We start from the raw sequence: 14,328 nt of genomic DNA, 5'->3' as shown, positions 1-14,328 counted from the left end.
CCTCTAGATCCCCCCTGCCCCCCTTAAAAAGGGGGGTAATTCAGGGGGCGACAAGCGCCCTAGAAGGCTTTCTGTATAAGCGTTATCGCCCTCACCCCCCGTTGATAAAAAGGAAGCTTATTGCGAACAGAAGTGATTAATTCCTCCACCCAATCCTGACACTCATGAAAAGCAGCTATCCAATTGTACCCATATAAACCTATCCAAAAGTTGCTATGTCTTCGGCGAGTTCTGTGGGTTTCTTTTTGCCGACAAATATAGAAAGATTGACCTCCAGTTGAGGTGTGTTGACCCTGCAACCACGCAGCAGACATAGCGAGGGCAATTAACAAGACTAAACGGACTAATCTATCGGATGAAGCTTGTGAACCTTCGAGGTTATAGCCTCCCGTTTTACAATCTTTAAACATGGCTTCTATCCCGAAGCGTTTTCCATAGATTTTGACAGCCGTTTCACAATCGGGTAAATTCGTTAAAAGATACCAAGGGGTTTGTTGTTGTTTTCCTTTATATTTTCTCTTCCAATAAATCGCTAAATTAAACCGACCAAATCCTTTCTTTTGAGTCAAGTTAATATCAGCTAAAAATTGTTTCATCCCAGGAGATATCTCCACCTGAGACAGCGACTTAAATTTTTGTCGATTTTGCCGAAAGGTTGTGTCTTTCTTTTGGCGAAACACAAAATTAACCCTTTGCTTGTGTAACCAGTACGCCAGTTCGACACTATGAAATTCTCGGTCACCTATAATCACTATTTTATAGGCTTTAAATAACTTAATTACGGGTCGCAAAACGATTTGTTGCTCTCTGAGGTCACTGGTTCCCTTTTTATCCAATAAAATCCAAAATACGGGCAAGGCTCGCTTCTGATAAATCGCACTCACCATCAAGATATTATTCTCTTTCCACTGAGTTCTATCTAGGGCGATAATTAGTTGTTTTCCGCAAGGCTCATGTGTCGGGAGCATCCCAATTGTGCAAAAATAAAGGGACAGCCATTATTCGCGAGTAATAATCGCGAATACTTCGGGAGATTCAATCCTGCGGTTTTTCTTCCTCCTGCTCGGCTCCAGAAGTAATATCCAGCAAGCAATCATCTAGGGAACGGATGAGCTTCTGTATCTCATCGATAACAGAACGCCTAAAAACAGACATGACAGCATCTATATGGTCAGTAGTACCAGCTTTCCCCAGATGCTTGTATTTACTCAACTCTTCGGAGGTCGCGCATGGGAAGTATGGAGTCGGCACTTGTAATTTGTAGTACCAATATTTCTTATTATTTTGCCGAACTTGATAACGCGCTACCCAAGCCCCGGATGGAGCCAGCTCACCCTGTTTTAATATTTGTCTTTGTTGTTTTTCTAACGCTGCTATCGCCTTTTTAATACGCTCAAATCGAGCGAGTTTATCTCGCTCAATATCCTTGGAAGTCTTTCGAGGCATAAAGATAAATCCTAATTATTCGCGATTGTAACTCGCGAAAAAAAGCAGCGTGCTTCTTTTCATACTGTTTTTGGGTTTTTTAAGCGCTTGGAGCAAGCTGTCGATTCAGATAAGCGCACCGCAGTTGCAGCATTTGCGGTAAATTTTGGGACTTCCATTGAGCGCCGACTATTTGTAGCCGCTTGTCTATCTGTTTGACCGCAGACTCTACAGCTCCCGAAGCAATCGAACTTAATTGTTCGGCTTGAAAGTACATATAATTGACTAAGCGATGCCTATGTTTACGTAGATAACTTATAAAGTTAGTAGCCCCGACATAGTTAGTTTTCCGGAGTTTACTAATCGCTTCTTCGACCACTCCTTGCCACAAATCTGCTTCGATTTGTTCTAAAAACTTTTTCGATGCCTGAATTTTATAGAGGTTCTCTTTCAAATGATACCAGTCAAGAATTTCTTGTCGGGTCTGGTCGTCGGCTATTTGTGCAAATAGGTTCCACACCCCATCGTGTCCATCACCCAAGCAATAAATGGTTCGAGCCAGGTTTTGGCTGTTCACCCAATTAATTAGAGAAAAATTATCTTGAAAGAAGGCTCCGTAATATATTCCTTGTAGTCGTCCGGTTTTATACTCCTTCCAGTAGGCGGGTTTACCTTTTTCCTGTGAGCGTAAACGCACTTTCCCACCATCGAGACAAACTTCTGTCAGTTTTTGTTTAATATTAGGTGGCGATAGCTCTACTTTCTGGGCTTGGCGATGATGAGTGCTGTGACCTACTTCTACCCCGGTCAAGACTTTCAGGTCATTCTCTGCATCTTGAAATGATTCATTTGCTGCAAGTAATAAACAGCATTTTTCCAGAAGAGGACTTAACCGTCGATACGGCTCAATTCCTAAACGTGACGCTTGTTTTTGAGTGATTTTTATCCGACCCACACAACTTCTTATCGTTCGGATGCGTCCCGATTCTGTTCCCGTCTTTTCTCCGATAAAAAAAGGTTATTTGGGGGCTGACATGTTCTAGCACTTGGTCGCGCACCGCTGTTTCAATACCCTCTAACGTCTCAATTTTCTCTTGTGGAGTATTTTTATAGAGAATTTTAGCTATCGCCTTGATATGGTCGGCTAAAAGTTTTTTGTCTTCTGGTGTCATTGTCATAAAGAGGCTCCCTAACTAATTAAATTGTCGCAGTTAGGGCAACATCCGCCTAGTCGGCCTTTATTCGCGAGTAAAAATCGCGAATAAACTTCCCGTTCTCTTGCCTTCTTGCAAAATTGGGATGCTCCCCTTAAGAGAGGGTTAGGCAGAGGTGGACAGAGATTTTCCAGAAGTGTCAGAGTGTACAACACTCAATCGAGAAGGGCTATATAACTCCTCACCGACTCAAAGTAAGACACTCTTCCTTGATATTCCCTGGCACAACAACCGTATGCTGAACATCTATCGCCGTAACTCTGGTTCTGCTTAAAGCCAAAAGCTTCCTGGAAACTTCCTGCGGTTTGGATTTACCCAATATTTCATAGAAAGCAAGGAGAAAATCTGGGGTGATGCTATTCAATCCAAATGTCAAGATTTTAGGATTTCGCGTCACGACCATCAAGGGCTGGCCTGAGCAAGAAATGAAGGGCGGGTTGGGACAATTTGGATTAAAAGGGCTATAAATTCCCTTTAAGCCACCGTACTGACTGGAGCTATTACGGATACTCGTTGAAGAAGTAGAGTTACCGTAGAATCCTTGAACATTAATGATGGAGTAGAAAGAATAAGGCTTGCTCTCTAATCGACCCAAGAACTGTCCGGAGGGAGAACGCAGTTCTGCAATACCATCGAGCTTTTTGAGATATTCGATATAAGTCTCTACAGTCATCATGCTTTTTGTTGGTGACCCTATAATTGCCGTTGGTGTCTTCAGCTCCATTTGGCTCATTTATAAGAATCGCTTTTCCTGCCCTGAATTTGCATAAAGTAACTTTGATGACCAGAGGAAATTGAATGAAGATTTAGTAAAGCGCTCTTGAGAGCGCTGATTTTTTGCGTATTTGTGTTGACTTGAGTTAGATTATGGCTCAAATATTCTGTATAACGTTTTACAGTTTTCCAATTTTCATCAAGTCTTGATAGGCTTCCTCCGCTTGATGTTTTTCGTGTGAAGTTTCCTTATCTAACTAGGGTTCTACCTTTAGATGGATTATTATTGGAGTTGTCAGATGCTATGAAATACCCTCTATATTTAACCCCTAATTCGCAAAATTGATTATAGAAGCCGCTCACTAAGGGCGGCTTTTATAATTTAGGGCTGACTCAGTGAAAGGCAACTACGGAGGGATTGCCCCTAACTGCCCTTCAATCGTTCAACCGACTCCCCGACTGAACCTTAACGCCTGATTCCCAGCTTAACGGCTGTACCTGTAGCGGTAATCAGCAGCAGCGCACCTTTTTGGTCAACATTAATCGTACCCGTGTCGATTTCAATCCCAATGACGGCATCCGCACCTAAGCGTTGAGCGCGTTTTTGCAGTTCTGCTATGGCTTCCTGCTGCCCTTTCTCAAATACCCGCTCATAACTGCCAGTGCGTCCACCCACCACATCGCGAATTCCTGCAAAAAAATCTCTTAGGGCATTAGTGCCATAGACAACCTCTGCTGTGACAATCCCTAAATACGCTTCAATGGTCGCGCCTTGAATAATGTCGGTGGTCGTTACAATCATTAACGATCCTCTGGTAGAATGACTTTCGATCATTTCTTGGCAAGAGAAAGGGCATTAATAATCGCCATTTCCCAGGCCAATTTAATCCTGATTAACAGTTTCAGTGATCGTAACACTGAGACATTGCACCGACTACCCCCAAACATTTTGACCGTGCAAAAGCAGATTTCCTTTGTATTAATCAGTAGCCTGTTGTTAACTGGGCTGACAACCCTAGAACCCGCAAACGCCCAAGGTCGTCAACTCCAAAGAGTTGCCTCAGCACCGCAGAATCAACAACTGAATCGACTCCTGCGTCAGGGACAAGAGTATGTTGATGCAGGAAAATATGCCCAAGCGATCGCCATTTATCAACAAGCGCGTCAGTTCGATCCCAAAAATCCTAGACTTTTCTCTGGCATCGGCTATTTACAAGCGCGTCAGGGCCATTTTACAGAAGCCGTCAGAGCCTATCAACAGGCGATCGCCCTTGACCCCAACAATGCCGATTTTCAGTATGCCTTGGGCTACAGTCTGGCTAATAGTGGAGATAATGCCAGTGCCGCTGCTGCTTATCGCCGTGCTACATCATTAAACGCCAAAAATGTCAATGCTTATTTGGGATTAGGGATCGTACTCCTGCGTCAGAAAGATTATGACGGAGCGCTCGCGGCTTATCGAAAAGTTGTAGAATTGCAACCCCAAAATGCGGAAGCTCATGAGTTAATGGGCTTAGTCTTTTTAAAAAAACAGCAATACCCAGATGCCTTAAGGGCACTGCAAAAGGCCGCCAATCTAGCTCCCGAAAAAGCCAGCGTACAGCTCAGTTTAGGAAAAGCCTTAGTACATCAAGGGAATACAACAGCCGGACTCACTGCCTTGGAAAAGGCAGCGCGGTTGGCACCTAAAAATGCTCAAGTTCATATTCAAATCGGGAACGTTTTACAGTCCCAAAAAGATTTATCCGATGCCTTGCAAGCTTTCAAACGAGCCACGGCAATCCAACCTGATTCTGTAGAAGCGCAATTATCCATTGGGGAAATTTTACTGGCGCAGGAGAATTACCTGGAAGCGATTATTGCCTATCGACGCTTGATTGAACTCGCCCCCCAAAACGCGCAAGCCTACTACAAACTGGGTGTTGCTCTAAAAAAACGCGATCGCAAGACGGAGGCAATCACTGCACTCGAAACAGCGCTGGAGCTTTATCGGCGTCAGAGCCAAAAGGAAGGAACTCAGCAAGCCGAATCCCTGCTCAGGGAACTGAAAAAATCTAGGGGCTAAGCGTCAAACTCCGGTAATTTGAGATCTGGGTTCAATCTTCCCCATCTAAAATCCGAAATCTAAAATCAAGAGTGCCAATACACGGCCTTGAAAGTGTGGAAGCGATGAATAGATCAGGGTAATGCGGCTCCAAGGGAAGTCGCTATCGGAAACTCAGTACTAGTTTTGGACTCATCGCCGGGGACAATACCTGGCTAGACTGGTGACGCTCTGGCGGACTGATATACGCCAGTAGATTCAGCAAAAACGTTAGGGTGGCGGCTTGAAGAAGTCGGTTGAACATAATGGGCACTCCTCAATTTCTAGCTTCATTCCTAGATGACGATAGACGACGGAAACCGGGCTTCACCGGCTCAACTCACCGTTGGGTGGTTTGTTGGTGATCGTATCTAAGGATCAAGGGAGCGCTGAACATCCACGTTCCGCCTTTTAAACTGTCACAAGAGAAAAAAGCAAAGGGAATAGCAAAAAGTCAACCCTCAAAATTCTCAGCCCCACTCCATCCCCTCAGCCGACTGTCAATCGTGTCAATCGCTACAATCAATCTAAAGAAAAGAAATACAAACACTCGCTGTAACGCATGATTCCTACAGTTATTGAGCAATCCGGTCGTGGCGAACGCGCCTTTGACATCTACTCTCGTCTATTGCGAGAGCGAATTGTCTTTCTCGGACAACCTGTTGATTCTGACTTGGCGAACTTAATTGTTGCCCAACTGCTGTTTTTAGAAGCTGAGGATGCCGAAAAAGACATTTACCTCTATATCAACTCTCCCGGAGGTTCGGTAACAGCGGGCATGGGAATTTTCGATACGATGAATCAAGTCCGTCCAGACGTTTGCACCATTTGTGTCGGTTTGGCGGCTAGTATGGGGGCGTTCTTGCTCAGTGCGGGCGCCAAGGGGAAGCGTATGAGCTTACCGCATTCCCGGATTATGATTCACCAACCTCTGGGAGGTGCCCAAGGACAGGCGACGGATATTGAAATTCAGGCTAGAGAAATCCTGTATCACAAGCGGCGGCTCAACGAGTTTTTGGCAGAACACACCGGTCAACCCATTGAGCGAATTGAGGAAGATACCGAACGCGACTTCTTCATGTCCGCAGAGGAAGCCAAGGACTATGGCTTGATTGATCAGGTGATTGATCGACGGATTTCACCCGCACGTACCCCCGTCGGCGTGGCGTAAGGGCAATGCCCCTATCCGGGGCGAGTGGGAGAGGGGAATAATGTAAGTTCCCCCCTTCACCCTCTCTTCCCTTCACCCCCTCTAATCTTCTGGGGTTGGCTCCGATTCAAGATGGTGTAAGAAGTCTAGTAATTCACCATCTGTCAAGAGCTGGCGCGATCGCTTCCCGTAGGTTTGGAGCAGATAATCTTTCCCCTGCTGAGTTGTCCAACCCAAACGCTTGAGTTCCACATTCGTTCTGGCAATGATGTCAGAAAAATCAACGGGAGTATCAGGGGCTGTTGTGGTAATCGTGTCTACTTCCGGTTTCCGTTTCCGTTTACTCTGAGTGGAAGCGGTGACGGGCGTATCCTCTAATAAAGTTGGGGAGGACTCCTCGGATGCCATCCAAAGGGGCTTTTCCACGTCCTGGGAGATGGAAACCTCAGGGGGCGCTTCATCTCTCAGCGTCATCTCCTCGGCTCCCCATGAAGCCGTTACCGCCACACTCGCAACGTCTTCCCGATTTGAGTCAAACGAGGGAAAACGGCTGGTGTCTTTGACAATCGAGGGTTCTGGAAACCGAGTGGATGGGGTCGGGTGCACAGTTTCGGAGGAGAAAGCGGCGGCAGCAACGGGTGTTGGCATCGGGGATTGCGGTACCTCTCGATTCGCAACAGGAATTTCCGGCTCGGCTGTAAGGGTTGTGGGAGAAATGCCTAAGAGCGCTAAGGCTCGACTTCTAGCCCGATCTTCTGCCAATTCGACGGTTTCAGCAGCAGCAAGCCCTGTAACCAGCGGGGTTCCCTCCACTTGCACCAAACAACGCACGATGTACTTTCCGTGATCAATCGCCGCTAGCTCCGTTACCAGGCTGCCTTTTGGATAATCCCTTCGGAATTGATTAAACATATATATACACTCTTTTCAAGAACATTTCGTGAACAGACGCCTACAACCTAAAATAATTAAAGACAGTCCATTGTCACTGTAACTCATTGCCTTTGCTGCAAAGCGATTCAGAACGAAGAGCAGCAACAATTCATAAAAGGCAGCGTGTCAAGGTACGTGTCTGTTAGCAAGTAACTGGGTGGGTCAAGTCCTCTTGACTCGGTATTGGTTACTTCTTTCGCCTCAACTGTATCGATCGTTCCCGTTTTATAACAGTTGTGGTGTTCCAGAGAAGTCATCAAACTGGGTAGGAAGATCACTAGCTGTGTGAATGAGCCATTGTCGTTGAAACACTGCTACAAGTGGGCACGTCCCCAGGCATCCGGCAAATTTCACCGCGAGTTATCCACTCTCAAAGAGTGGCTTGAGACTCAGTCTCGCTACAGAACACAACGGATACAGTCGGCCACCCTGTTTAGGCAATGAACGTGCTTTCTCGACAGTGAACGCCCTGAGCAGGGTTAAAAGTTGGCAAGTTGAACGTTGACAGTTCTCACCTACCCGGCGAGTCCTCAAGGGAGGAGTCCAACCTTAAGAACGTTCAACCAACCGTTGGAGATGGACTACGGTCAACAACCCTTCAGAGTAGGCTCTGTCGCAGTAGGTGAGTGCAAAAGCCAATAGGGCAAGAGTAGAAAAAAACCGATTCAGATCAATCAAAAGGATTGTTGGATGGAATTTTCAATCGCTACATTACTTTCCAATTTCACCGATGAAAAATCAGTGGCTCCCAAGAATTTGGAAAAAAAGCTGGGTTGCCAGGACGAAGAAAATCTGGAAAAACTCCAAATTGCTCTGGATGCTCTAGAAAAAATAGGAGTTTTGGTCAAAGAACGTGGCAGGTATCGACGCATCTATGAAGAAGATGTGGTTGAAGCCAAGCTGCGCTGTTCGAGTAAGGGATTTTGCTTCGCGATTCAAGATGTAGAGGGCGCGGATGATATTTATATCCAAAAAAGCCATTTGAGTACCGCCTGGAATGGCGATCGCGTTCTGGTCAAAATCACCAAAGAAGGTAGCCGCCGTCGTAGTCCCGAAGGGCAGGTAAAGTTAATCTTAGAACGAGCCAATCCTTCGGTCCTGGCAAGAGTCCGGCGCACCAATAGCAGCTTTCAAGCGGTTCCCCTAGATGACCGACTGTTGTTTGAACTCGACCTCAAGCCTAATCACGAAAATCTAGAAGAAGCGATCGATCATCTGGTTCATGTCGAAGTGTTACGCTACCCCCTAGGACACAATAACCCAATTGGTAAGGTAGCACGCGTCCTAGGAAGTGACGCCGAAGACGCGGCTGACACGGATATCGTGTGTTGTAAGCACGATTTGCGCCGCAACTTTCCCCCCAACGCGCTGAAAGCCGCTGAGGAGATACCCAAACAACTCCGCAAGGCAGACTTAAAAAAGCGTCTGGATTTACGGGAGCGTCTGACGTTGGCGATTGAGGGAGAGCAACCCAGCGACAGTGGTGTGGTTGAGAATGCCTTCACCTTGGAAAAAACGAAGACGGGATACTGGGAGTTGGGTGTCCATATCGCAGATGTCGCCAGCTTTATTCCCATGGACTCCCCATTGGATCGAGAAGCCAGAAAGCGCTGTACAGCGGTTTATTTGGGAGATCTGGTGCTGCCCCTACTCCCAGAGACCGTGCAAGAACGTTGCTCCTTAGTGCCCGGTGAAGACCGTTTGGCTATTTCGGTTATGCTCACCCTGAACGAAGAGGGTGAATTGGTGGAGTTTGAAATTCACCCTTCTGTGATTCGGGTAGACCATCAGCTAAGTTATGCTCAAGCACAGTCGCTGTTAGGAGAACATCAAGAAGCTGACCCCGAATTGGCTTCGGGATTAGAAATGCTCAAGCACGTGTTTTTTGAACTCAGTCCGGCGGTTCGCACGCAACGGCAACAACGGGGTGCTTTTGACTTAAATGTATCGGAAACGCAGTATCCCTTTAAAGATGAAGGGCGCATGGGAGCGATTATCCTTTCTTCCACGCTGCCGGTACGCTCTTTGTTAATGGAATTAACGATTTTAGCCAACCAAGCGGTTGCCTCCCATTTGCAAGCGCTTGCCCTACCTGCCATTTACTGTGTGCAACCGATACCGGATCTCGATGAGCTTCAGGATTTGATTAAGTTGGGCAACAATCTCCACCTCGATATGCAGATGGATGAGGAGGAGGATGTGACTTCCCAGGACTATCAACGCTTTACCCAGTTATTTGCCAAATCAACCGCTCCAAAAGTCCTGAATTATTTATTGCAATCCACGTTAAAGCTAGCTGGCTACAGTTCTAAGCCCGGTGTTCACTTTGGTTTAGCGTTGGATAAAGGCTATACTCACTGCGTCTCTCCCCTGCGGCGTTATGGGGATTTGTTCGTGCAACGGGTGCTGCTGGAATTATTTGAGAAAGGACGCGATCGCCGCTCCACTCGTTCTAAAGACCGTGTCAATCTTAACCATAGTAGCAGCCACGGCAATGTGAACTGGAATATTTTGCCGCCCGATATCCAGCAAGAGTTAGAAACAGAGGTCACGATCTTAGTGCCTCATCTCAATGATCGGGAGAAACTCGCCCAGGATGCGGAAGTGGATTTGCAGGGTTTAAAGAAAGCCGAACAGATGAAAGAACGCACAGGAGATGTGTTCAGTGGGCTGATTACGGGCGTCCAGTCCTACGGCTTTTTTGTGGAAATTGAAGACCTTTTGGTCGAAGGACTCGTTCACGTTAGTTCCCTCAAAGATGACTGGTACGAGTATCGCTCTCGACACGCCTGCCTCGTGGGCCGAAAAAACCGCACCGCCTATCGATTGGGCGATCGCGTGGAAGTCCAAGTCAAGAGCGTTGATTACTACCGTCAGCAAATTGACCTCGTCACGGTTGGGGGTGGTAGCGTTGCGTTTAACGAAGACTTAGAGGAGTAAGTCATTGGTCAGAAGGGTTGGTAGCAGGTTGAAACGCTCTTCAGGTTGCGAAGTTGGCAGGTTGAAAATTCAAACCTTTCAGCCTTTCAACCTTCAACCTTTCAACCTTCAACCTGACTAACCTTCAAACTTTCACTTCATCACTAACAAATGGCAAATCCTCTCATCTTAGGCGTCACCGGAGCCTCCGGCTTAATTTATGCTGTACGGGCGTTAAAATTTCTGCTGGAGGCTGACTATGCGATCGAACTGGTGGCTTCAAAATCAGCTTACATGGTCTGGCAAGCCGAGCAGGATATTCGGATGCCCCCAGAACCCGAACAACAAGAGCATTTCTGGCGTCAGCAAGCGGGGGTAGCTGAGGGCGGGAAGCTCATGTGTCACCGTTCGGGTGATGTGGGAGCCGCGATCGCCAGTGGCTCTTTCCGCACGTCAGGCATGGTGATTATTCCTTGTAGTATGAGTACCGTCGCCAAATTAGCGGCTGGCTTAAGTTCCGATTTGCTGGAGCGTGCGGCGGATGTTCAGCTCAAAGAAGGGCGTCAACTGGTGATTGTGCCCCGCGAGACACCGTTTAGTTTGATTCACTTGCGTAACCTAACCACCCTCGCCGAAGCCGGAGCCAGAATTGTTCCTGCTATCCCGGCTTGGTACCACAATCCCCAAACCATTGAGGATTTGGTGGACTTTGTGGTGGCGCGTGCCTTTGACCAACTCGATATTGATTGTATTCCGATGAAGCGTTGGCAAGGAGGGTGAAGAGTTTTAGATTTTGATTTTTGAGTTTTGTGGTAAGGCAGTAACGTAGAGATAGCAATTAAGCCTCAAAACTCATTGACATGCCTGTTATTCGGATTGTGCTGCTGGTGGTGGTTGGGGGCGGACTGGCCTTATTTGCCTTTTCAAATTTGTCGCCAGTACTGCCATTGGTATTTTTGGGGACGCAGACGCTGGCTCTACCCGTCGCGGCGTGGATTGGTTTGGCGATCGCAGCCGGAGCGTTTACTAGCTTTTTCTTACAATTTCTCAGTTCCCTGCAAAAAGGGTACTCGACTCTGAGTCGAGAAGAACCCGACGAAGTGCCACGCCGAAGAAGTCCTTATCGTCGTGAACCCTTAGAAAACCCTGAGCCTGAACCTCAAACTCAATACACTTCACCCCCACCTCCGCCACCTGCACAAACACCAAGCAACAGGGTTACCTCTGATTGGGAGGAAAGCAGTCGAGAGGACTGGGACTTCGATGATGAGCCTGCTGCACCCACATCAAGGGCACAAGAGGTTGATGATTGGCAAGGCGATCGCTCTAGTTCATCCCCAAGGGACACTCCACCGATGGATGGCACAAACTATGAAGTCCCACAAGAGCCAAAAACTAGCTCTCAGAGCGGCTCTGTCTATTCCTTCAGCTACCGAGACACCCCACAGTCAGGTGTCGCCAAGCCTGACCAAGTCTACGATGCTAACTATCGAGTGATTACGCCGCCCTATCAGAAACCCCCAGAACCGAGTGAAGACGAGGAAGACTGGGGATTTGAAGATGATGAGGATTTTGATGATCAAGCACCGAGCAAGCCAGGGCGGCGATAATCCAAAACGACTTGCTCTCCCCTTTTGCCTGGAGGATGCTGATCGGCGCATGAGTTCGCAAGATTGATCAAAAGACTTGCCAGAACCGCTGAAACCCAAGAGGAGGTATGATCACAAAGCTGCTCAATTGCCGGGGTGCAATCTATCAGTGAAGGAATTAAAAGGAATTAATGTTTTTCTCGTTGGCATGATGGGTACGGGAAAGACAACGGTAGGAGATTTATTAGCCCGTCAGCTAGGCTACAGTTTTGTTGACACCGATAATGTCATCGAGAAAGCGGCAGGTAAAAGTATTAATCAGATTTTTGCCGATGAGGGTGAAGAGGCATTTCGCCAACTCGAATCTGAAGTCCTTTCCCACTTATCGGCTCACACGCGGTTGACTGTGGCAACTGGGGGTGGCATCGTACTCAAGCGATTTAACTGGAGTTATCTGCATCACGGCTTGGTGATTTGGTTAGATTCACCCGTGGAGGTGTTAATGGCTCGCCTGCAAAACGATACGACTCGCCCTTTACTACAAAACGATAATCCCGCGCAAGCCTTGCAAACAATTCTTGACCAACGCCGCAATCTTTACGCCGAAGCTGACCTTCACATCCAAATTAGCGCGGAGGATAGGCCGGAACAGATTGTCTCACGCATCATGGCTGAGATTCCTCACAAGCTGAAATCGGACGATTAGCGATCGCTCCTACTCCTCCTAACGAATGATTTCCGAATCACATCGTCCCCGATTTAAAAGTAAGGCGTTATACAAATAAGTGGACGTGAGAAGCAGAAAAAAGTAAATAGGTAAATAGGATGATCGCAACAACAGCCAATCCTTTTCTAGAGGGTAATTTTGCGCCGATACGCAACGAAATCACAGCAGATTCCCTCACCGTCATCGGTCAATTGCCTCTTGACTTATCCGGGATGTTCGTGCGGAATGGCCCAAATCCCCAATTTCCACCAATCGGTCAGTATCACTGGTTTGATGGGGATGGAATGTTACATGGGGTGCAAATTGGCAACGGTCAAGCCCAATATCACAACCGCTATATCCAAACCCAAGGCTTTAATATTGAACGGGATGCGGGTCATGCCATCTGGACTGGACTCTTAGAACCCCCCCAACTGGATAACCCTCACGGCCCCGGTAAGAATACGGCAAACACCGCTCTGATATGGCACGCGGGTCAATTTTTCGCCCTTTGGGAAGGGGGTGCGCCTCACGCGATTAAGCTTCCTAGTTTAGATACGGCTGGAGTTTACACCTATGATCAAAAGCTGGTTTCTCCCTTCACGGCTCATCCTAAGGTAGACCCGGTCACGGGTGAGATGATGTTCTTTGGTTACTCCCCTGCTGCACCCCCCTACCTGCACTATGGCATCGTTTCTGCTTCTGGGGAACTGTTGCGAACTGTACCCATTGACTTGCCCATCGGTGTGATGATGCATGATTTTGCCATCACTGAGCATTACACCATTTTTATGGATTTGCCCCTCACCTTCAGCCCGCAACGGATGCAACGGGGTGAGCCAGTGTTAATGTTTGAGCCAGAACGCCCCAGTCGTTTCGGTATCGTCCCTCGCTATGGCGACAATCACAACATCCGCTGGTTCGAGAGTCCTGCCTGCTATGTGTTCCATACTCTTAACGCCTATGAGGAGGGAGATGAGGTGGTACTGGTTGCCTGCCGGATGAGTCGCACCAGCGTTTTAGTCTCAGAACCGACGCCGGGTGAAACGGATGGAGATCAGGCTCGTCTGTATCGCTGGCGGTTTAATCTCAATACTGGTACTGTTCAAGAAGAAGCGCTTGATGAGCGTCCATCAGATTTTCCTCGCGTGAATGAACAGTACTTGGGACGGGCGACACGATACGGCTATACGGCAAGGTTAGCACCCGATCCGATACCCTTATTCGATGGTCTAATTAAGTACGACTTGAGCAATGGCAGTTCCCAGACTCACGAATTTGGCGCGGGACGCTATGGCGGCGAGGCGGTATTTGTTCCTCGCTCTGGTGCAACGGCTGAGGATGACGGCTGGCTCGTTACTTTTGTTTATGATACGGGTGAGGAGACTTCTGAACTCGTGGTGGTGAATGCCCAAGATGTAAGCGCTGAGCCTGTGGCGCGAGTCTTGATGCCTCAACGGGTACCTTATGGTTTTCATGGTGCTTGGGTGTCGCAGGAACAGCTTATTAATACCAAATGAGGGTTAGATGTCTTTCGGGGTAATGGGTAATCGGTAATGGGTAATCGGTAATGGGTCAAAATCAAATTGACCTGT

General features: G+C 47.6%; 14 protein-coding genes. 7 read left to right on the top strand and 7 right to left on the bottom strand.

Annotated elements, in window-relative coordinates; translation table 11 throughout:
- Positions 1–59: 59 nt before the first annotated feature.
- The 5 genes from MIC7113_RS18385 to MIC7113_RS18360 all read right to left on the bottom strand — a co-directional run bounded on the left by MIC7113_RS18385 (position 60) and on the right by MIC7113_RS18360 (position 4,155).
- On the bottom strand, positions 60–968 hold the full coding sequence (locus tag MIC7113_RS18385; protein ID WP_015183675.1) for an IS4 family transposase: 909 nt from the start codon (positions 966–968) through the stop codon (positions 60–62).
- A 67-nt stretch (positions 969–1,035) separates the two neighbouring features.
- On the bottom strand, positions 1,036–1,446 hold the full coding sequence (locus MIC7113_RS18380) for a hypothetical protein (RefSeq protein ID WP_015180238.1): 411 nt from the start codon (positions 1,444–1,446) through the stop codon (positions 1,036–1,038).
- 79 nt (positions 1,447–1,525) lie between these two features.
- Positions 1,526–2,603, bottom strand: a protein-coding gene (locus tag MIC7113_RS18375; protein ID WP_076612115.1) for an ISKra4-like element ISMic1 family transposase whose coding sequence is annotated in 2 segments (ribosomal slippage) — positions 1,526–2,440 and positions 2,442–2,603 — 1,077 coding nt in all. Because the reading frame shifts where the segments join, the coding sequence is not laid out codon by codon here.
- Positions 2,604–2,820: 217 nt separating this feature from the next.
- Positions 2,821–3,372, bottom strand: a complete 552-nt coding sequence (locus MIC7113_RS18365) for a hypothetical protein (protein WP_015183673.1) — start codon at positions 3,370–3,372, stop codon at positions 2,821–2,823.
- Between the two features lie 447 nt (positions 3,373–3,819).
- Positions 3,820–4,155, bottom strand: coding sequence for a YbjQ family protein (locus MIC7113_RS18360; RefSeq protein WP_015183672.1), 336 nt, complete (start codon positions 4,153–4,155; stop codon positions 3,820–3,822).
- An 18-nt stretch (positions 4,156–4,173) separates the two neighbouring features.
- Between MIC7113_RS18360 and MIC7113_RS18355 the strand changes: the two genes are divergently transcribed.
- Positions 4,174–5,418, top strand: coding sequence for a tetratricopeptide repeat protein (locus tag MIC7113_RS18355; protein WP_015183671.1), 1,245 nt, complete (start codon positions 4,174–4,176; stop codon positions 5,416–5,418).
- Between the two features lie 142 nt (positions 5,419–5,560).
- Here MIC7113_RS18355 and MIC7113_RS36575 read toward each other — a convergent pair whose 3' ends face one another.
- Positions 5,561–5,701 (bottom strand): hypothetical protein, encoded by a 141-nt coding sequence (locus tag MIC7113_RS36575; RefSeq protein ID WP_015183670.1) that lies wholly within the window; start codon positions 5,699–5,701, stop codon positions 5,561–5,563.
- Positions 5,702–5,998: 297 nt separating this feature from the next.
- Here MIC7113_RS36575 and clpP point away from each other — a divergent pair, with 297 nt between their 5' ends.
- A complete protein-coding gene (gene clpP, locus MIC7113_RS18350) occupies positions 5,999–6,607 on the top strand; it encodes an ATP-dependent Clp endopeptidase proteolytic subunit ClpP (protein WP_015183669.1) in 609 nt (202 codons plus the stop codon).
- Positions 6,608–6,688: 81 nt separating this feature from the next.
- On the opposite strand, the gene MIC7113_RS18345 is transcribed toward clpP, so the two are convergent.
- Positions 6,689–7,498, bottom strand: coding sequence for a hypothetical protein (locus tag MIC7113_RS18345; RefSeq protein WP_015183668.1), 810 nt, complete (start codon positions 7,496–7,498; stop codon positions 6,689–6,691).
- Between the two features lie 711 nt (positions 7,499–8,209).
- Here MIC7113_RS18345 and MIC7113_RS18340 point away from each other — a divergent pair.
- The 5 genes from MIC7113_RS18340 to MIC7113_RS18320 all read left to right on the top strand — a co-directional run bounded on the left by MIC7113_RS18340 (position 8,210) and on the right by MIC7113_RS18320 (position 14,253).
- Entirely contained in the window at positions 8,210–10,459 is a 2,250-nt protein-coding gene (locus tag MIC7113_RS18340) for a ribonuclease R family protein (RefSeq protein ID WP_015183667.1), read from the top strand.
- A 150-nt stretch (positions 10,460–10,609) separates the two neighbouring features.
- Positions 10,610–11,218, top strand: a complete 609-nt coding sequence (locus MIC7113_RS18335; protein WP_015183666.1) for a flavin prenyltransferase UbiX — start codon at positions 10,610–10,612, stop codon at positions 11,216–11,218.
- Positions 11,219–11,298: 80 nt separating this feature from the next.
- Positions 11,299–12,048 (top strand): hypothetical protein, encoded by a 750-nt coding sequence (locus MIC7113_RS18330; RefSeq protein WP_015183665.1) that lies wholly within the window; start codon positions 11,299–11,301, stop codon positions 12,046–12,048.
- Between the two features lie 148 nt (positions 12,049–12,196).
- On the top strand, positions 12,197–12,733 hold the full coding sequence (locus MIC7113_RS18325) for a shikimate kinase (protein ID WP_015183664.1): 537 nt from the start codon (positions 12,197–12,199) through the stop codon (positions 12,731–12,733).
- A 119-nt stretch (positions 12,734–12,852) separates the two neighbouring features.
- The gene (locus tag MIC7113_RS18320) at positions 12,853–14,253 is read left to right on the top strand and encodes a carotenoid oxygenase family protein (protein WP_015183663.1); all 1,401 of its coding nucleotides are present in this window, start codon (positions 12,853–12,855) and stop codon (positions 14,251–14,253) included.
- Positions 14,254–14,328 lie beyond the last annotated feature (75 nt).

This window comes from Allocoleopsis franciscana PCC 7113, from assembly GCF_000317515.1.
Lineage (GTDB): Bacteria > Cyanobacteriota > Cyanobacteriia > Cyanobacteriales > Coleofasciculaceae > Allocoleopsis > Allocoleopsis franciscana.
The sequence above is the reverse complement of the archived record's forward strand: the minus strand, read 5'-3'. Positions and strand labels throughout refer to the sequence as shown.